Below are 19,444 nucleotides of genomic sequence, written 5' to 3'. Positions count from 1 at the left end.
TGCGCTAGCGGATGGATTTGAGTGCGAATGCCGTGCGGCGAATCGCCTCGGTGTCGGTGATCGGCACGATGAAATCGTCTTGGTCGCTGGCGCCCATTTTACTTTCGTGCGCCACAAACTGCATGTGGCTGGCCCGAGTGGTTTTGCCCGACATGTGCAGTTCGGTCACGTCCGTTGCTTGCGCCAGTTGGCTGACGTTTTCGGCGTTGACACCGGCACCTGCCATGATGGCAATGCGTCCGGCGCTGCGTTGAACCAGCGCAGCCAGCATCTCGGTGCCAAGCGGTGCAGTGCGCGCCAAGCCGGAGGTGAGAATGCGTTCGCACCCCAGAGAAATGACCGTTTCCAGCGCGGCAAAGGCATCGCTGCACTGATCAAACGCGCGGTGAAAGGTAACGCCCAACCCCAACGATTGCGCCAATGACACCAACGTTTGGCTGCGACCTGCATCAATGCTGCCATCTTGATTGAGGAGTCCCAACACCACACCTTGCAGCCTCGCTTGGTGCGCCGCGTGAATGTCTGAGGTCATGATCGCCACCTCTTCATCGCTGTAAAAGAAATCGCCCTGACGAGGACGAATCATGGCGTACACCGGAATAGTGGCGGCCTTCGCGGCTTGCTGCATCAAGCCAACGCTGGGGGTTAACCCGCCGAGGGCCAAAGCCGAACATAGCTCGATGCGCGTGGCGCCGCCCGCGATCGCGTTGTGCAATGATTCAATGTTGTCGATACACACTTCAAGTTGATAAGTCATGTCAGATCACCGATGAGAAACAGTGCGCGAAGTGTAGCAAGCCTGAGCGGCTTCGTCTGTCTGCTGGGCGTGAGAAATAGGGGTAAACTTTGCGGGGCGGATTTCCTCAAATGGGCGGCTTTGCGCACAAAAAAAGCCCCGGACAGTGTCCGGGGCTTGATGATGACTTTACTTAAACTGATTGGCGTTGCGTTTTTCGCTTATAAGATTCCAACCACAAACCCGAATTGAGCGCGGGTGTTTAAGTTTTTCAATTACTTTTTACCAAGGTCTGCAGTGTGCTCAGACAGGTAAGCCGCAACGCCTGCTGGCGAATCTTTCATACCGGCTTTACCTTCTTCCCACTGTGCTGGACATACTTCACCGTGAGTTTGGTGGAAGTTCAGCGCGTCAACCATGCGTAGCATTTCGTCAATGTTACGGCCAAGTGGCAGGTCGTTCACAACTTGGTGACGGACAACGCCTTCTTCGTCGATCAGGAATGAACCACGGAAAGCAACGCCCGCTTCTGGGTGCTCTACATCGTATGCTTTAACGATTTCGTGTTTCACGTCAGCAACCAGTGGGTATTGCACTTCACCGATACCGCCATTTTCAACGGCAGTGTTACGCCATGCGTTGTGAGAGAACTGTGAATCGATCGATACGCCGATCACTTCAACGCCTTTCGCTTTGAAGTCTTCGAAGCGTTTGTCGAATGCGATCAGTTCAGATGGGCAAACGAAAGTGAAATCTAGTGGGTAGAAGAAAACAACCGCTTTCTTACCTTTAGTGAATTCTGCGAAGTTGAAGTTATCAACGATTTCACCGTTACCTAGAACAGCTGCAGCTGTAAAATCAGGGGCTTGACGACCTACTAGTACCATTTTTTTGCTCCTAAGATTAATGGTTTGTTCCGAGTTGACATAGAATTTGCAACTTGGTCCGTGTAATAACGAGACGAACTATAGTACAGTTTTGGTTTTGAAAAAAAGCGAAATAAATAGATTAAGTTAATCGAAAAAAGCGATGATAAAAACCGTCGGCCAGACTCGAAAAACTGCACAAAGAATAACCGAATTATGAATAAATGGCCAAGTTTAAAGCAACTGCATTATTTGGTGACGCTCAATGAAACGCGTCACTTTAGTGAAGCCGCGGAACGTTGCTATGTGAGTCAGTCAACCTTAAGTAAAGGCATTCAAAATTTAGAAGAGCTGATTGGCTGCCCGCTGTATGAGAAGAAAGACAAAAAGAGCCCGCTGGTCTTTACCTATGCTGGCGAGCAAGTGGTCAAGCGTGGTCGTGAGCTGCTGGCGCGTGGTCAGGATCTGATTGAATTGGGGAAACAGTGCCAGGGCGGCGAAATGGAGGGTCAGTTGAAACTGGGCTGCATTCCCACCATCGCGCCTTTTTTATTGTGCGATTTGGTGCAGGAAGTGAACGTCCGTTACCCCAATTTGCATCTTTTATTACGGGAAGATACCACCGCCAATCTGCTTGCGGCGCTGCGCACGGGAGAGTTGGACGTGTTGATTCTGGCGCTGCCGATGGAGATTGGCAATCTGGAACGTCGCATTGTCGGGCAGGATCCGTTTTGCATGGTGATGAGCCGTCATCAGGCCGATGGTATTCGTGTGCCGATCAAATATGACGACTTGCCGGACGAGTCCGTGTTTCTGTTGGAGAAGGAACACTGCCTGACGGAGCACGCGGTGTCTGCATGCAAACTCACGGATAAAGAGAAGATTAACCCGTTCACGGCAACCAGTTTACATACTCTGGTGCAAATGGTGGCCAATGGTCTCGGCACCACCTTTATCCCGCAAATGGCGATTGAACATGGCCTGATCGATAACCAAAATCTGGTGGTGATCGACCCACCCGGGCAGAAGGCTTATCGTGAAATTGGCTTGGTATGGCGACCCAGTTCGTCGCGCAGTCACACTTTTGAACGCTTGGCGGATGTGGTTTCTGAACTGCTTTAGCGAATAGTCGTACCGGAGAGCTGAAAAAATACTAGTGAAAACACGCTGACTTTGGCGTGTTTTCTGGTTTATTCCTCTGTTGGTTACTTTTTAATTGTAAAATTTTACAGAAACTAATTTTTGAACCTTTCATAAAATCGTAAAAATTCACAAAGTAAATTTTACAGATTCTACCGCAAGCCCTGTTTCAAAAATCGGTGCGGCTTTGACGCGCTGCCTTGTTTCATCAACCGTTCCTTCCCTTGTCTGTGGCTTCACACACCGTTTTAAATCGTTTTTGCACGGTTTTGTCTGTGTAATTAAATTACGTAATTACTTACACTTTAGCCTGTCATTTCAAGCGCGAGTTTGAAACGGAATAAAACTTCGAATTTCACCATGGGTTAACTTTTGGTCTTTTCGCTTAATGCCTTATCAGGTAAGGTTTAATTAAGTGTTGTAAGACTTATGTCTAGCTTCGAAAGTCTTGAACTTATCCCCGGAATTGGGGAATGTATGGACACCGGATGACGAAATTAGCCCGATCAACACACGATGAATTTTGTAGTCTGAAAATTACAAATGAGATATGGACACGATTCTAAGGAAGGACGTTATGCTTGCTCAAACGCCAGACAAAGATTTAGCACACCCCCAATCGACCCGTCGCGAAGGCCTGCTTGAGGTGACCGGAGCACTTGCTTCGGCACATCAGGCGATTTTCCCTGTTGAAGCCCAAACCTTTTTATCTGAGTTGTGTGCTCAGTTTGCTCCGCGAGTCGACACGCTGCTGGCAGCGCGAGAAGAAAAACAGAGTCAAATCGACCACGGTCAACTGCCAGACTTCCTTCCCGAGACGCAAGATATTCGTGAGGGCAGTTGGAAAATCTTGGGGATTCCGCAAGATCTGCAAGACCGCCGCGTGGAAATTACCGGCCCAACTGATCGCAAAATGGTGATTAATGCCCTGAATGCGAACGTGAAAGTGTTTATGGCGGACTTCGAAGACTCGATGGCGCCTGCGTGGGACAAAGTGTTAGACGGCCAAATCAACTTGCGCGATGCGGTGAATGGCACCATCAGTTACACCAATCCGGACAACGGCAAACGTTACGAGTTGGCTGATGACCCTGCCGTGCTGATCTGCCGCGTACGAGGTTTGCACCTTAAAGAAAAACACGTCACTTTTGGTGGTCAGATCATTCCCGGCGCGTTGTTCGATTTCGCACTTTATTTCTTCAACAACTACAAAGCATTGCTGAAAAAGGGCAGTGGTCCGTATTTCTACCTGCCTAAACTGCAAGCATACCAAGAAGCGCAGTGGTGGAGCGATGTGTTCCATTTCACCGAAGATTACTTTGGTTTGGAAACGGGCACCATCAAGGCCACGGTGCTGATTGAAACTTTGCCCGCCGTGTTCCAGATGGATGAGATTCTGTTCTCCCTCAAAGAGCATATCGTCGGCCTGAACTGCGGCCGCTGGGATTACATCTTTAGCTACATCAAAACCTTGAAAAAACACAGCGACCGCGTGCTGCCGGATCGCCAAGTCGTGACGATGGACAAGCCGTTCCTCAACGCATACTCACGTCTGCTGATCTACACCTGCCACAAGCGCGGCGCGTTTGCGATGGGCGGCATGGCGGCGTTCATTCCGGCCAAAGATCCGGCGGAGAACGCCAAGGTGCTAGAAAAAATTCGCAACGACAAAATGTTGGAAGCGACCAATGGTCACGATGGCACTTGGGTGGCGCACCCGGGTTTAGCCAGCACCGCGATGGACGTGTTCAACCACGTATTGGGCGAGCGTAGTAACCAATTGGACGTGAGCCGCATGTCGGATGCGCCGATTTACGCTGATGAGCTGCTGGCGCCGTGTGACGGCCCGCGCACGGAAGCGGGCATGCGCCACAACATTCGCGTTGCGCTGCAATACATCGAAGCTTGGATCTCCGGCAATGGGTGTGTGCCGATTTATGGCCTGATGGAAGATGCCGCCACGGCAGAAATTTCTCGCGCCTCGATTTGGCAATGGATTCAACATGGCAAATCGCTCGACAACGGCCAGCAAGTCACGAAACAACTGTTCCGCGATTATCTGGCGGAGGAAATCGAGGTGGTGAAAGCGGAAGTCGGTGAGCCACGCTTCAACGCAGGCCGCTTTGAAGAAGCCGCACAACTGATGGAAACGCTGACCACCAGCGATGAACTGACCAATTTCTTAACCATACCGGGTTACGACTACTTAGCGTAATACCACTGATAACAACAGTAACGTGAAACTAACGATTCAATATCAGCGCCTGTTGTACTGATAGCGAAAAGGACGACCATGCGCATGCCGAGCGCTGCGTATTACAAGAAGGGATAGATTATGACACTGACTCGCCGCCAACAAATTGAAGCGCTGGAAAAAGATTGGGCAACCAACCCACGCTGGAAAAACGTAAAACGTACCTATACTGCCGAAGAAGTGGTGAACCTGCGTGGTTCGGTCACGCCGGCCAATACAATCGCCCAGCGCGGTGCTGACAAACTGTGGTCGCTGGTGAATGGCGACGCGAAAAAAGGTTACGTGAACTGTCTGGGCGCGCTGACGGGCGGTCAGGCAGTGCAGCAGGCGAAAGCCGGTATCGAAGCGATTTACCTGTCGGGCTGGCAGGTGGCGGCGGACAACAATACCGCAGGCACCATGTACCCAGACCAATCGCTTTACCCAGTGGACTCCGTGCCAAGCGTGGTGAAGCGCATCAACAATGCATTCCGTCGTGCCGACCAAATTCAGTGGTCAGGCGGCAAATCACCAGAAGATGAAGGTGGAATTGATTACTACCTGCCGATCGTGGCGGATGCGGAAGCGGGCTTTGGCGGGGTGTTGAATGCCTATGAGCTGATGAAATCGATGATCGATGCAGGCGCTGCGGGCGTGCACTTTGAAGACCAATTGGCCTCCGTGAAAAAATGTGGCCACATGGGCGGGAAAGTACTGGTTCCGACACAAGAAGCGGTGCAAAAATTGGTGGCGGCGCGATTGGCGGCTGACGTTTCTGGCACCACCACGTTGGTGATTGCGCGTACCGATGCCAACGCGGCTGACCTACTGACGTCGGATTGTGACCCATACGATGCGGATTTCATCGTCGGTGAGCGTACGTCGGAAGGCTTCTACCGTGTGCGTGCTGGCATTGACCAAGCGATAGCGCGTGGTCTGGCATATTCACCTTACGCGGACTTGGTGTGGTGTGAAACGGCAAAACCGGATCTGGAAGAGGCGCGTAAGTTCGCAGAAGCGATTCACGCTCAGTACCCCGATCAACTGCTGGCGTACAACTGCTCGCCATCGTTCAACTGGGAGAAAAACCTAGACGCGGAAACCATTGCGAAATTCCAGCAAGAGCTGGCCGACATGGGCTACAAATACCAGTTCATTACGCTGGCGGGCATTCACAACATGTGGTTCAACATGTTCGAACTGGCACACGCGTACGCTCAGGGCGAAGGCATGCGTCACTACGTGGAAATGGTTCAGCGCCGTGAATTCCAAGCGGCAGAAAAAGGCTACACCTTCGTGGCTCACCAACAAGAAGTGGGCACCGGCTACTTTGACAAGATGACCAACACCATTCAAGGTGGTCAGTCATCAGTCACTGCCCTGACTGGTTCGACCGAAGAAGACCAGTTTTAACTGAGTTCCCTTACCTCAATACGTTACAACGATAATCTGTGCAACACCTTTTGAGCGGCTTCGGTCGCTCTTTTTTTGTGGGGCTTTGAGTGACTACAGAGCGCATCAAGCTCCCCTTTTTTTTCAAAAAAAAAGAGGCGGCACATTGGCCGCCTGCATAGCGTTTATGTATTGATTTTATGCATTCAATTTGAAGAAGCTCAGTTGTTCGTTCAAGGTCACAGACATTTGCGCCAATTCATTGGTCGCTTGGTGACAATGTTCAATCATGTCTGACGTTTCATCAACATGTGAGCGCATGGTACTCAAACTTTGGTTGATCAACTCTGCGGTGTAGTTTTGCTCTTCCGTGGCGGTGGCGATGTGAGCGTTCAAATCATTGCTCTCACGCACGCGTTCGCTGATGTTGGTAAAGGCGAGCTGTGCATGTTTTGCTTGCGACACGGTCTCTTCCAGCATCACTTGGCTGTGATCAATCGATTTCACCACGGTGGTGGTATTGCGTTGCAGGGAGACGATTTGATGTTCAATGGTCTCGATGGCATTTTGAGTCTGCTGAGCAAGTTGACGCACTTCGTCGGCAACCACTGCAAAGCCGCGACCTTGTTCACCAGCGCGCGCGGCTTCAATGGCGGCGTTCAGTGCCAACAAGTTGGTTTGCTCGGCAATTTTCTGAATCACGTTCATCACGTCACTGACTTCTTCTGTGCCCGTTTTGAGTTCAGAAATGTCGTGGCTCAGTTGCCCCATGGTGTTGGCCAGTTCGCTGACTTTATCCATGGTCGTGCCAATCAATTGTTGGCCTTCTTTGGCTTCTGCACTGGTGGCGATCGATTTACTCGATGCTTCGCTGGCGTTGGTCGACACCTCGGTGATCGCGGCAGCCATTTGATGAATCGCAGTGGCCACTTGATCGGTTTCTACTTTCTGCTGCTTTGAACCACGTAAAATGTCTTGGTTGATGACCGACAGCTCTTCCGACGATGCCGAGAGCAAACTGCTGCACGTTGCAATTTCGGTCAGCGTGTTATGGAACTTGTGTTCCATGTCGCGCAGCGATGACTGCATTTGCGAAATTTCATCGTTGCCGCTGATCTCATACCACGCTTTGATGTCGCCGTTAGCCAAACGCTCAGCTTGTTCTTTTGCTTGCTGAACCGGCGTTGTAATGCTGCGTGCCACCACGATCGACAGCAAAATCACCAGCGGTGTTGAGATGAGAAACGTGGTCAGAACCACGATGACGGATTCATCAATTTGCTCGCGAATACTTTCCCGTGACTCGATTTGGGCTTGCAAGGCATCGCTACGCACCTGATTGATGGTGTTGACGATGTCGTTGCCTTGGTTGGCCATTTGGGTATCCCACAAGTGGTTGCGATGAACGATGATGCGTTCGATTTCTTGCAAAATTCCCCGTTGTCCTTGAATCAATTCGATCAGTGGCGCAGAGAAATTGGCGTCGGATTGATCGATCAAGGTTTCCACTTGGCTGTAAGTCTCATCGGCTTCTTCATAATCTTTGAGTGCATTCGTCAGCAGAAAACGCAGCGTGATGTTGTGCGCCAGCGTGTAACGTTCGTTCAACTGGCGGACTTGCGCGAATCGAGAATTGTGTTGAGAGAAGTAAGTTCGAATCTGTTCATGTCGGCGGTTAAAGTTTTGAATGACATCGTCACGCTGTTGCATCACGTTGCTTACTTCGGTGAGCGCATTGCGATACTCCTGAACCTCTCTGAGCGTTCGATTCATTGCCGTTTGGGTCCGGCTGTCGGGATAGTCGCGCAGCTGGTTTTGAATCAGTTGCTCAGACTTATCCAAATGCAGCATGGCCTCGCGCAGATCTTGGCTGTTTTGTGTGGTGCGATATGTGAGTACGCCGATGCGCGTCATCAACATCTCTTCTTGCATGAGGGAAGCGTTGTTGTTGGCCAAATTGTTGGCAGTAAAGTACTCGAAGTTGTGGCTGATGCCGGAAATAGACAGGTAGCTGGAGGCAGCAAGGATGAGCGCTGATAAGCTACTGACCGTGATGATCATGAATATCTTGTGCGATATTTTCCGAAGTCGGTGAAACATTGTTTGTTCGCTTTTGCATGAGTTGATTTGCGCGCGATATTAGACGCAATACGGCGTTTGAACAAAAATGCCTCAGTAGCTTATATTTTCTAATTTATTGTTATTTAAGTGAAATTTTCAGTGTCAGTTATTTCTTACGCCAAGTTTAGTCATTACTGACTCGGATGGTTTGGCGAATGTATTTTTGGCTTCTTTCGATTCATCGCACGGATGAATCACAGTTCCGTGGTATCTAAATCGGCGTCTTGCTCCACTTCATCGGGTTCACTCTCTTCGGCCAATTCCAGCAAATTGATGGCGATGGAGACAAAATCACTGTCCGTGATGATGCCGACAAGTTCCCCTTTGGCCACTACAGGTAAGCAACCCACTTTGTGTTTTTGCATGTACAGCGCACTCTCTTTGAGCCCAGCTTGCGGCGCCACGCTCATCACTTCGGTGTGCATCATTTCGTACAGCGGTGTGTCGGCGGTGTAGGAGTGCTCGGCAGAGAGTTTTTGCAAGCTTGATTCCTGTGCGGCGAGAATGTCGCGCTGGGTCACAATGCCAAGCAATTTGCGATTGGCATCGACAATCGGAATATGGCGAATGTCCAGCGCCTCCATCATATGACGGGCATCAGCCAAGGTATGCGAACGCAATAAAGTGTGCGGACTGCGAGTCATCATGTCTTCGACCTTGATCATAACCAACTCCTGTTTGTTGATATCGAGTTTTGTATCAGAAACGCTGAGGCGTTGAAGCGAGTCACGCCGTGGGGTCAGCCCTTCAGACCTTGTGTCTATCACTATAGTTTTTTTGTGGGTAAATATCTGAGAGTTCAGTCAGTTTTTGTTGTAAGTGCGCGTGTAACAAGTCAAGGAAGTGTCACTTTTCATTACAATCCTTTGCTTTTCAATCCCGCCTTGCAACGTGCACAATCCTGTATCTTGTGATGACTTGGGTATATACTATCGCGCCGCGAAATAAACCGTCGCACCTATCCTGAGAAAGGCGAAAGCCAAGAGAATCAAGAAAGAGTCATGCAAGTTTCAGATTTTCATTTTGAACTCCCGGACGAGCTGATTGCTCGCTATCCGATGGCGGAACGAACCGCCAGCCGTCTGCTGCAGCTAGACGGCAACACCGGTGAGCTGGTTGATGGCACCTTTAAGGATGTTCTCAACTGTGTTGAACCGGGTGATTTACTGGTGTTTAACAACACACGAGTGATTCCAGCACGTATGTTTGGCCGTAAAGCCTCTGGCGGTAAGCTGGAAGTGCTGGTGGAACGTATGCTGGATGAGCATTCGATTTTGGCGCACGTGCGTTGCTCGAAGCCACCCAAGCCAGGCACCGAACTGTTTTTAGGCGAAAACGATGAATTTCATGCCGTCATGGACGCGCGCCACGATGCGCTGTTTGAGATTCGTTTTACGGCTGAAACCGTTGTGCTGGACATTCTGAACCAGATTGGTCACATGCCGCTGCCCCCGTACATCGATCGTCCTGACGAGGATGCGGACAAAGAGCGGTATCAGACCGTCTACAACCAGAAGCCAGGTGCTGTGGCTGCGCCAACGGCCGGCCTGCATTTTGATCAAGCGTTGCTTGAACAAATCAAGGCGAAAGGGGTCGAATTTGCTTACGTGACGCTTCACGTGGGCGCCGGCACATTCCAGCCTGTGCGCGTGGACAACATCAACGATCACCACATGCATGCGGAATACGTTGAAGTGCCGCAAGAGGTGGTGGACGCGATTGCCGCGACCAAAGCCCGTGGTGGCCGCATTATTGCGGTGGGTACCACGTCTGTGCGTTCGCTGGAAAGCGCAGCACAAGATGCGCTGAAAAAGGGCACTGAACTGGTCCCGTTCTTTGGCGATACCGAAATCTTCATCTACCCGGGGTATGAATACCAACTGGTGGATTGTTTGATCACCAATTTCCATTTGCCGGAATCGACCCTCATCATGTTGGTGAGCGCCTTTGCCGGTTATGCACACACCATGGCCGCATACGATCATGCGGTGAAGCAGCAATATCGCTTCTTTAGCTATGGTGATGCGATGTTTATTCGTAAACGAACCGTTGACGCATAAGTCGACAGGCGTTTCGTCATAAACACCATGAACAATGACTCGTCAGGACACTTCTCCGGGCGATGTGGTATTAACGCCAGCGTGACGCGGCGAAAATACATAATCCGTCAGACTGTTTCTCTGACATTTGGAGGCTTTAGTGAAACTTAAGTTCGAACTGAAAAAGAAAAACGGCACCGCTCGTCGTGGTCAATTGACCTTTGAGCGTGGCACAGTACAAACGCCGGCATTTATGCCAGTGGGCACTTACGGTACGGTAAAAGGCATGACGCCGGAAGAAGTGGCCGCGACGGGCGCGCAAATTCTGCTGGGCAACACGTTCCACCTGTGGCTTCGCCCGGGTCAAGAAGTGATGAAAATGCACGGCGACTTGCATGACTTTATGAACTGGCAAGGCCCAATTCTGACCGACTCAGGCGGTTTTCAGGTCTTCAGTTTAGGCGACATTCGCAAAATCACCGAAGAAGGGGTGCATTTCCGCAACCCGGTGAACGGTGACAAAATTTTCATGGACGCAGAAAAGTCGATGGAAATTCAAAAAGACCTTGGCTCGGACATCGTGATGATCTTCGACGAATGTACGCCTTACCCGGCGACACACGACGAAGCGAAGAAATCAATGGAGATGTCACTGCGCTGGGCTCGTCGTTCACGCGATCACTTCGACAAGCTAGAAAACCCGAACAACCTGTTTGGTATCGTTCAGGGCGGCGTGTATGAAGATTTGCGTGATGTGTCGGTCAAAGGCCTGACTGAAATTGGTTTTGACGGTTACGCGGTCGGTGGTTTGGCCGTGGGTGAACCGAAAGAAGATATGCACCGCATTCTGGAACACACCTGTCCACAACTGCCGGAAGATAAACCCCGTTACCTGATGGGCGTGGGTAAACCGGAAGACCTGGTGGAAGGTGTTCGCCGCGGTATCGACATGTTTGACTGCGTGATGCCAACGCGTAACGCACGTAACGGCCACCTGTTTGTGACTGGCGGTGTGATCAAGATCCGTAATGCAACACATAAAACGGATACATCACCTCTGGATCCACAGTGTGACTGTTACACTTGCAAAAATTATTCTAAATCGTACCTGCACCACTTGGATCGCTGTAACGAAATCCTGGGTGCACGCTTGAATACGATCCACAACCTGCGCTACTACCAGCGTTTGATGGAGAGCATTCGTTGCGCGATTGATGAAGACCGCTTTGACGAATTTGTAACGGAATTCTACGCGCGCCGCGACCGCGACGTGCCACCGCTGCAAAAAGAAAAGGCGTGATTTCGTGCGCCAGGTTGGATTTGTGCACCGCGGTGCTTGAATTTAACCTGGCGTAGCCCAATAGAATCGAAAATTACACAACAATAACTTAGAGGACGTTTCTCAATGAGTCTAATTTCTGTAGCACATGCAGCAGGTGAAGGTGCCCCACAAGGTGGTGGTTTTGAAATGCTGATCATGCTGGGCATGTTCGCGGTGATCTTCTACTTCATGATCTACCGCCCACAGTCAAAGCGTGTGAAAGAGCACAAGAGCCTGATGGCTTCCATGGGCAAAGGCGACGAAGTTCTGACGAGCGGTGGTCTGGTTGGCAAAATCACGAAGATTGCTGAAGACAACGACTACATCTCCATCGAATTGAACACAAACAATGAAGTTGTGATCAAAAAAGACTTCGTCACTGCAGTGCTGCCAAAAGGTACACTGAAATCTCTATAAAAACAGCTAGAGGATCCTCGCTGTGTTAAACCGTTATCCATTGTGGAAGTACCTGATGGTGGTGTTCGCCATTGCCATCTCTGCCTTGTATGCACTTCCAAATATCTACGGTGAAGATCCGGCTATTCAAGTTACAGGGGCGCGTGGCGCCTCTGTAGATATGTCAACGCTGGATGCTGTCACCAAAGCGCTCGATACGGCGCACCTTTCTCATAAATCCATTGCTCTCGAAGATGGATCCATTCTTGTTCGATTTAACGACACCGATACGCAAATCAGTGCCCGCGACGTGATCAGCGAAGCGTTAGGCAGTGACAAGATTGTGGCGTTAAACCTTGCTGCTTCAACACCAAGTTGGTTGGAATCGATTGGCGCTGCGCCGATGAAACTCGGTCTCGACTTGCGAGGTGGTGTGCACTTCCTGATGGAAGTGGACATGGACGCGGCGATGGAAAAGCTGATTGGCCAACAAGAAGAAGCTTTCCGCAGTGAACTGCGTGAAGAAAAAATCCGTTACCGTGCGATTCGCCCGCTGGCGAACTCTGTGGAAATTACGCTGCGCGATGCCGAACAGGTTGAGCAAGCGCGTAAAGCCCTGGAATCGAAGCACCGTGACATGACGTTTGTTCCTTCAGGCACCGAAGGTCGTTTCACTCTGACTGCCACCTTTACTGAGGCTCGCCTGCAAGAGATTCGCAATTACGCTGTTGAGCAGAACATTACCATTCTGCGTAACCGTGTGAACGAATTGGGTGTGGCGGAGCCACTGGTTCAACGTCAAGGCGCAACCCGTATTGTGGTTGAACTGCCGGGGGTTCAAGATACGGCGCGTGCCAAAGAAATCTTAGGCGCAACGGCGACGCTTGAATTCCGTGAAGTGGATGATCAAGCAGATTTAGCCGCAGCAGCAGCCGGTCGCGTACCTGCGGGCAGCGAAATCAAACTGGATCGCTCTGGCCGTCCGGTTGTGCTGAAAAAACGTGTGATTCTGGGCGGTTCAAGCATCACAGATGCAAGTTCAAGCACGGATGAATATGGTCGTCCGCAGGTGAATATCTCACTGGACAGCGAAGGTGGCAGCAAAATGTCAGCGTTCTCGAAAAAGAACATTGGCAAGTTGATGGCGACCGTGTTTGCTGAGTACAAAGACAGTGGCGAGAAAACCGCAGAAGGCAAAGTGATTCTGGCCAAGCATGAAGAAGTGATCAACCAAGCGACGATTCAATCGGCGTTGGGTCGTAACTTCCGCATCACGGGGATTAACTCGGTTGCCGAAGCGCACAACTTGGCATTGCTACTGCGTGCTGGTGCGTTGATTGCACCGATCTCGATTGTCGAAGAGCGCACCATTGGTCCATCAATGGGTCAGCAAAACATCGACATGGGGATTCAAGCGTGTATCTGGGGCTTGCTGGCGGTGATGATCTTCACGGCATTGTATTACCGTAAGTTTGGTCTGATCGCCAACGTGGCGCTTGCCGCCAACTTGGTGCTGATCATCGGTGTGATGTCGATGATTCCAGGCGCGACCATGACGCTACCGGGTATTGCGGGTATCGTGCTGACGGTGGGGATGGCGGTCGACGCCAACGTCCTGATCTTCGAGCGTATTCGTGAAGAACTCCGTGAAGGACGCAACCCACAACAAGCGATTCACCAAGGATATGCCAACGCGTTCAGCACCATCGCCGACGCCAATATCACCACGCTCATCACCGCAATCATTCTGTTTGCTGTGGGGACGGGGGCGATTAAAGGCTTCGCGGTCACGCTGTCGATCGGTATTTTGACCTCCATGTTTACTGCGATTATCGGTACGCGTTGCATCGTCAACCTGCTGTACGGCGGTAAACGTATCAACAAATTGTCGATCTAAGGCCAGGAATTATTATGTTTCAAATTCTGAAAGCAGAGAAAACGATCGACTTCATGCGTTGGTCGAAGGTCACCTTCATGCTGTCGCTACTGATGATCGGTGCATCGATCTTTACGCTGTCGACCAAATGGTTGAACTGGGGCTTAGACTTCACCGGCGGTACGCTGATTGAAGTTGGCTTTGAACAGCCAGCGAACCTAGAAGAGATTCGTTCATCCCTTGAAGCCAAGGGTTTTGGTGATGCAACGGTGCAAAACTTTGGTTCTGCGCGTGAAGTGATGGTGCGCCTGCGTCCTCGTGACGACATGGCCGGTCAGGTGCTGGGTAACCAGATTCTGGAAGCCATCAAAGACGGCACGGGCAAAGCGGTTGAAATGCGCCGAATTGAATTCGTGGGTCCAAACGTGGGTGACGAACTGACAGAAGCAGGCGGTCTGGCGATCATTGCGTCCCTGATCTGTATTCTGATTTACGTCTCCGTGCGTTTTGAATGGCGTTTGGCTGCTGGTGCTGTGATGTCTTTGGCGCACGACGTCATCATTACGCTTGGCGTGTTCTCGCTGATGCAAATCGAAGTGGACTTGACCATTGTGGCAGCGCTGCTGACGGTGGTCGGTTACTCGCTCAACGATACCATCGTGGTGTTTGACCGGATTCGTGAAAACTTCCGCAAACTGCGTAAGGGTGAATCGACAGAGATCATCAACAGCTCAATCACGCAAACGCTGAGCCGTACGTTGATCACCTCTGGGACCACCTTGTTCGTGGTGATTGCTCTGTTTGTTCAGGGCGGCGCGAACATTCATGGTTTTGCGACGGCTTTGTTGTTGGGGATTACTGTCGGTACTTACTCCTCCATCTACGTTGCATCGGCGTTGGCGCTGAAACTCGGCATTACTCGAGAACACCTACTTCCACAACAAGTGGAAAAAGAAGGTGCAGACCTCGACCAACTGCCTTAACGACGCGAAAGCCACTGATGATTCAGTGGCTTTTTTCTTATCTCGGTGTCTGCTGGACTCCCGCAACTCACAGGATGCTTTTATGGCGATTACTCAACTCGATTCTCACACCGCTTTGATTGTGATTGATTTGCAATGCGGTATCGTGGCGTTGCCGCCTCAACAGACCGTGCCGGGGGTGATTGAGCAGGCCAATCGTTTGATTGATGCCTTTCATCAACAGGCGCGGCCGGTGGTGTTGGTGAATGTGGCTGGCAGCGCGCCGGGGCGGACTGACCAGCAATTGGGATCGCATGCATTGCCCGACAACTGGGCGATGTTGGTGAAGGAACTGCATGACCAAGACGATGACATTCGAATCACCAAACGTACGTGGGGCGCGTTCATGCACACCGACTTGCATCAGCAGTTGCAAGCGTTGGGCGTAACGCAAGTGGTCATCGTGGGTATCGCAACCAGTATTGGCGTGGAATCGACTGCGCGTCAGGCGTTTGAACTCGGCTACCATGTCACGCTCTGCACCGATGCGATGACGGATTTGAACCTCGAGAATCACCAGCATGCGATTCGCGCGATTTTTCCCCGCTTGGCGGAAAACGGCAGTACGCAAGATGTGTTGGCGCTGTTGACATCAAGGTGAGTGCCAACCTTCAGGTATAAAAAAAGCCCCGCGGATGCGGGGCTTTTTATCAGCTGTGACGGGCTGGCATTGTCAGGGCGTTCTTATTTCAGAATCGCGCTGTTGCCGTTTTCACGGATGTGTTTCAGAATGGCTTTCACACCGCGTGGGCTTGAGCCAACGATGTTGCCAGATTTCATGTAATCAGTGCCGCCAGCGAAGTCTGTCAGGATAGCGCCAGCTTCACGAGCAATCAGTTCACCTGCAGCCATGTCCCAAGGTTTCAGACCCAACTCAAAGTAACCGTCAACACGGTTAGACGCGAGGTAGCACAGGTCCAGCGCGGCAGAGCCAGTGCGACGGAAGTCTGCACACTCAATGAACAGCGCAGAGATGATCTTCATGAAAGATTCAGAATGCTGCTTCTGTTTGAATGGGAAACCTGTTGCGAGAACGGCGCCTTGCAGATCTTTAATCGGTTGAACACGAATACGCGCGTTGTTCAGCTGTGCGCCAGAACCACGTTGTGCGGTAAACAGTTCATTGAGCATTGGATCGTAAACACAGGCAACTTCAGTTTTGCCTTTGAAGCGAACCGCGATAGAAACCGCGAAGTGAGGAAGACCTTTCACAAAGTTAGTGGTGCCATCCAGAGGGTCGATGATCCATTGTACGTCCTTATCTTTTCCTTCGATAAGACCGCCTTCTTCAGCAACGATGCAGTGCTCTGGGTATGAGCTTTTGATCGTTGAAATAATGATAGCTTCTGCTTCTTTGTCGACGTTGGTGACAAAGTCGTTCGTGCCTTTCTGAGTTGATTCAATTTTCTCAGCGTTTTCTAGAGATTTGGCAATATGGTTGCCTGCTTTTCGCGCTGCGCGAATAGCAATGTTTAGCATTGGATGCATACGAATTTCCCAAAGGATGTTAAAGAACGAAAAAGCGGCGGGCAGTATATCAAAATTTTTGCAAAAGGGAAGTGGTTATTTTTTGCTCACTTAAGAATGATGCGAACAAAGGGTCGACCATTTTACTCAGGTTTATGTTAAGATTCTGCGGCTATAAATTGAGTGGTGCAATAAGTCAATGTTAGACAATGTTAAAGTCGTTTTAGTCGGAACTTCACATTCAGGAAATATCGGTTCTGCCGCCCGTGCGATGAAAGTCATGGGGCTCAAGCAGATGGTATTGGTGGACCCACAATGTGAAGTGGACGCCCAAGCGATTGCACTGGCAGCGGGCGCGAGCGATATTGCGCTCAACGCGCAGATTGTTGACACGTTGGACAGTGCCATTGCCGATTGTGGCTTAGTGGTGGGGACCAGTGCGCGTTCTCGTACGCTGGAATGGCCAATGCTCGATCCTCGCGAATGCGGTGAAAAGTTCGCCGTCGAAGGCGAGCAGCATCCTGTGGCAATTGTGTTTGGTCGCGAACGAACCGGCCTCACCAACGATGAGCTGCAAAAGTGCCATTACCACGTGAGTATTCCAGCCAACCCGGAATACAGTTCCTTGAATCTGGCGATGGCCGTGCAGACGCTGTGCTATGAAATTCGCGTGGCGCATCTGAATCGACAGCAATCTCAGTTTCCAACAATGTCCGAAGCGGCGTATCCCCGTCACAACGAATTGGAATTATTCTACACCCACCTTGAAAAAGTGTTGGTGCAGACCCAGTTTATCTCTGAAGAGAAGCCTGGCCAGGTGATGAATAAATTGCGTCGCCTGTTTAGCCGTGCGCGTCCGGAAGAGCAGGAATTAAATATTCTGCGCGGTGTGCTCACCGCCGTAGAAAAACAAGCGCTGCATAAAAAATGACCACATTTCGTTCGGGGTTAAATACCCGACTAAATTAGTCAAATAAATACTTGACCAATTTTGTCAGGTATGAAAAACTTCTATCCACAGAAACAATGTGGATACGGTGTGATATGAGACTTACATCTAAAGGAAGATATGCAGTGACAGCCATGTTAGATGTGGCTCTGCATTCGCAACAAACCCCGGTACCCCTGGCGGACATTTCAGAGCGCCAAGGTATTTCGCTTTCATATTTAGAGCAGCTGTTTTCTAAGCTGCGTAAAGCTGGCCTAGTGGCGAGCGTACGCGGACCTGGGGGCGGTTACCGTCTGGGTTCTGACGCGAATACGATTTCAATCGGTACGGTCATTGCTGCAGTTGACGAATCTGTTGATGCAACCAAGTGCAATGGCAAGGGCGATTGTCAGGGTGGCACGCGTTGTTTAACGCACACTCTGTGGCGTGATCTCAGTTCACGCATCAGCGACTTCCTGAACAACATCACCTTAGGTGAGTTGATGATTGACAACGAAGTCTTAGAAATTTCAGACCGCCAAGATATTGATCTCGCGGTTAGCCAAGGGCTTGCACACAAAAATTCAAACACAGTCACCGTTGGTGCGGCACCCGTTGGTATTAACGTTCGCTCGTAGCGGCAATGTTTACATTGGAGTAAAAAATGAAACTGCCAATTTATTTAGACTATTCAGCAACTTGTCCAGTCGATCCGCGTGTTGCTGAAAAGATGGTTCAGTGTATGACGATGGACGGTAACTTCGGTAACCCGGCCTCGCGCTCCCACCGTTATGGCTGGCAGGCAGAAGAAGCGGTAGACACCGCGCGTGAGCAAATTGCGGATCTTCTCAATGCAGACCCACGTGAAATTGTCTTCACTTCGGGTGCCACAGAGTCAGACAACCTGGCGATCAAAGGTGCTGCGCACTTCTACCAAAAACAAGGCAAGCACGTTATTACTTGCAAAACCGAACACAAAGCGGTGCTGGATACCATGCGCCAGCTGGAGCGTGAAGGGTTTGAAGTGACTTACCTTGAGCCAGAAACTAACGGCCTGATTGACCTGAACAAGCTGGAAGCCGCGATGCGTGATGACACAGTTCTGGTTTCTATCATGCACGTGAACAACGAAATTGGTGTGATTCAAGACATCACGGCGATTGGCGAACTATGCCGCGCACGTAAAATCGTATTCCACGTTGATGCAGCGCAATCTGCGGGTAAGCTACCAATCGACGTTCAGGCCATGAAAGTGGACCTCATCTCTCTATCGGCTCACAAAATTTACGGTCCTAAAGGCATCGGTGCACTGTACGTGCGTCGTAAACCCCGTATTCGTCTGGAAGCTCAGATGCACGGTGGCGGCCATGAGCGCGGTTTCCGTTCTGGTACTCTGGCGACTCACCAAATCGTGGGTATGGGCGAAGCGTTCCGTATCGCGAAAGAAGAGATGCAAAAAGACTACGAGCACGCTGTTGCGTTGCGCGATCGCATGCTGAATGGCATCAGCGATATGGAAGCAGTCACCATCAACGGTGATTTGAAACAACGTCTGCCAAACAACCTCAACATCAGCTTTGCATTTGTTGAAGGTGAATCGCTGCTGATGTCTCTGAAAGACATCGCGGTATCGTCAGGCAGTGCGTGTACATCGGCAAGCTTGGAGCCATCTTACGTTTTGCGTGCACTGGGTCTGAATGACGAACTGGCGCACAGCTCTATTCGTTTCTCTTTCGGTCGTTTCACGACAGAAGAAGAAGTCGACTACGCAATCGAACTGATTCGTGTAGCGGTAAACAAACTACGCGACATGTCTCCTCTATGGGATATGTATAAAGAGGGTGTGGATCTGAGTTCTGTTGAATGGGCTCACCACTAATCGTTCCAGGGATATAGAGGATTTGAGG

17 protein-coding genes are annotated in these 19,444 nt (G+C 50.7%); 12 read left to right on the top strand and 5 right to left on the bottom strand.

The window, feature by feature from the left end; all coding sequences use genetic code 11:
- Positions 1–4: 4 nt before the first annotated feature.
- Both ACF8PK_RS19430 and ACF8PK_RS19425 read right to left on the bottom strand, forming a co-directional pair.
- Positions 5–757 carry a copper homeostasis protein CutC gene (locus ACF8PK_RS19430; RefSeq protein WP_143680143.1) on the bottom strand — a complete coding sequence of 251 codons (753 nt, stop codon included), beginning with the start codon at positions 755–757 and terminating at the stop codon, positions 5–7.
- A gap of 254 nt (positions 758–1,011) precedes the next feature.
- On the bottom strand, positions 1,012–1,623 hold the full coding sequence (locus tag ACF8PK_RS19425) for a peroxiredoxin C (protein WP_055465959.1): 612 nt from the start codon (positions 1,621–1,623) through the stop codon (positions 1,012–1,014).
- Positions 1,624–1,818: 195 nt separating this feature from the next.
- Here ACF8PK_RS19425 and ACF8PK_RS19420 point away from each other — a divergent pair, with 195 nt between their 5' ends.
- The 3 genes from ACF8PK_RS19420 (at position 1,819) to aceA (ending at position 6,388) form a co-directional block, all read left to right on the top strand.
- Positions 1,819–2,724 carry a hydrogen peroxide-inducible genes activator gene (locus tag ACF8PK_RS19420; RefSeq protein ID WP_392443133.1) on the top strand — a complete coding sequence of 302 codons (906 nt, stop codon included), beginning with the start codon at positions 1,819–1,821 and terminating at the stop codon, positions 2,722–2,724.
- A gap of 595 nt (positions 2,725–3,319) precedes the next feature.
- Complete coding sequence (aceB, locus tag ACF8PK_RS19415) at positions 3,320–4,957, top strand: malate synthase A (RefSeq protein ID WP_158164991.1); 1,638 nt, start codon at positions 3,320–3,322, stop codon at positions 4,955–4,957.
- Between the two features lie 120 nt (positions 4,958–5,077).
- Positions 5,078–6,388 carry an isocitrate lyase gene (gene aceA, locus ACF8PK_RS19410; protein ID WP_004729438.1) on the top strand — a complete coding sequence of 437 codons (1,311 nt, stop codon included), beginning with the start codon at positions 5,078–5,080 and terminating at the stop codon, positions 6,386–6,388.
- A 177-nt stretch (positions 6,389–6,565) separates the two neighbouring features.
- On the opposite strand, the gene ACF8PK_RS19405 is transcribed toward aceA, so the two are convergent.
- Entirely contained in the window at positions 6,566–8,428 is a 1,863-nt protein-coding gene (locus ACF8PK_RS19405) for a methyl-accepting chemotaxis protein (protein WP_014205656.1), read from the bottom strand.
- 254 nt (positions 8,429–8,682) lie between these two features.
- Positions 8,683–9,153 carry a CBS domain-containing protein gene (locus ACF8PK_RS19400; RefSeq protein WP_014205655.1) on the bottom strand — a complete coding sequence of 157 codons (471 nt, stop codon included), beginning with the start codon at positions 9,151–9,153 and terminating at the stop codon, positions 8,683–8,685.
- Between the two features lie 336 nt (positions 9,154–9,489).
- Between ACF8PK_RS19400 and queA the strand changes: the two genes are divergently transcribed.
- The 6 genes from queA (at position 9,490) to ACF8PK_RS19370 (ending at position 15,743) form a co-directional block, all read left to right on the top strand.
- Positions 9,490–10,548, top strand: coding sequence for a tRNA preQ1(34) S-adenosylmethionine ribosyltransferase-isomerase QueA (queA, locus tag ACF8PK_RS19395; protein WP_055465961.1), 1,059 nt, complete (start codon positions 9,490–9,492; stop codon positions 10,546–10,548).
- 139 nt (positions 10,549–10,687) lie between these two features.
- Positions 10,688–11,827 (top strand): tRNA guanosine(34) transglycosylase Tgt, encoded by a 1,140-nt coding sequence (gene tgt / locus ACF8PK_RS19390; protein WP_392443129.1) that lies wholly within the window; start codon positions 10,688–10,690, stop codon positions 11,825–11,827.
- A 105-nt stretch (positions 11,828–11,932) separates the two neighbouring features.
- Positions 11,933–12,265: a preprotein translocase subunit YajC gene (yajC, locus tag ACF8PK_RS19385; protein WP_004729429.1), complete on the top strand. Its 333-nt coding sequence runs from the start codon at positions 11,933–11,935 to the stop codon at positions 12,263–12,265.
- A 22-nt stretch (positions 12,266–12,287) separates the two neighbouring features.
- The gene (secD, locus tag ACF8PK_RS19380; protein ID WP_004729427.1) at positions 12,288–14,141 is read left to right on the top strand and encodes a protein translocase subunit SecD; all 1,854 of its coding nucleotides are present in this window, start codon (positions 12,288–12,290) and stop codon (positions 14,139–14,141) included.
- 14 nt (positions 14,142–14,155) lie between these two features.
- Positions 14,156–15,103: a protein translocase subunit SecF gene (secF, locus tag ACF8PK_RS19375; RefSeq protein ID WP_004729425.1), complete on the top strand. Its 948-nt coding sequence runs from the start codon at positions 14,156–14,158 to the stop codon at positions 15,101–15,103.
- 82 nt (positions 15,104–15,185) lie between these two features.
- Positions 15,186–15,743, top strand: coding sequence for an isochorismatase family protein (locus tag ACF8PK_RS19370; protein ID WP_392443125.1), 558 nt, complete (start codon positions 15,186–15,188; stop codon positions 15,741–15,743).
- Between the two features lie 83 nt (positions 15,744–15,826).
- Here ACF8PK_RS19370 and suhB read toward each other — a convergent pair whose 3' ends face one another.
- Positions 15,827–16,630, bottom strand: a complete 804-nt coding sequence (gene suhB, locus ACF8PK_RS19365) for an inositol-1-monophosphatase (protein WP_004729422.1) — start codon at positions 16,628–16,630, stop codon at positions 15,827–15,829.
- Positions 16,631–16,808: 178 nt separating this feature from the next.
- Between suhB and trmJ the strand changes: the two genes are divergently transcribed.
- From trmJ to ACF8PK_RS19350, 3 genes are all read left to right on the top strand, one after another.
- The gene (gene trmJ / locus ACF8PK_RS19360; RefSeq protein WP_238795650.1) at positions 16,809–17,540 is read left to right on the top strand and encodes a tRNA (cytosine(32)/uridine(32)-2'-O)-methyltransferase TrmJ; all 732 of its coding nucleotides are present in this window, start codon (positions 16,809–16,811) and stop codon (positions 17,538–17,540) included.
- 113 nt (positions 17,541–17,653) lie between these two features.
- Positions 17,654–18,175 carry a Fe-S cluster assembly transcriptional regulator IscR gene (gene iscR / locus ACF8PK_RS19355; protein WP_081454205.1) on the top strand — a complete coding sequence of 174 codons (522 nt, stop codon included), beginning with the start codon at positions 17,654–17,656 and terminating at the stop codon, positions 18,173–18,175.
- 26 nt (positions 18,176–18,201) lie between these two features.
- Entirely contained in the window at positions 18,202–19,416 is a 1,215-nt protein-coding gene (locus ACF8PK_RS19350) for an IscS subfamily cysteine desulfurase (RefSeq protein WP_004729418.1), read from the top strand.
- Positions 19,417–19,444: the final 28 nt, after the last annotated feature.

The organism is Vibrio sp. CJQ_6 (assembly GCF_043106745.1).
GTDB lineage: Bacteria > Pseudomonadota > Gammaproteobacteria > Enterobacterales > Vibrionaceae > Vibrio > Vibrio furnissii.
Note: the sequence above shows the minus strand (reverse complement) of the source record. Positions and strands in the feature narration are given on the sequence as shown.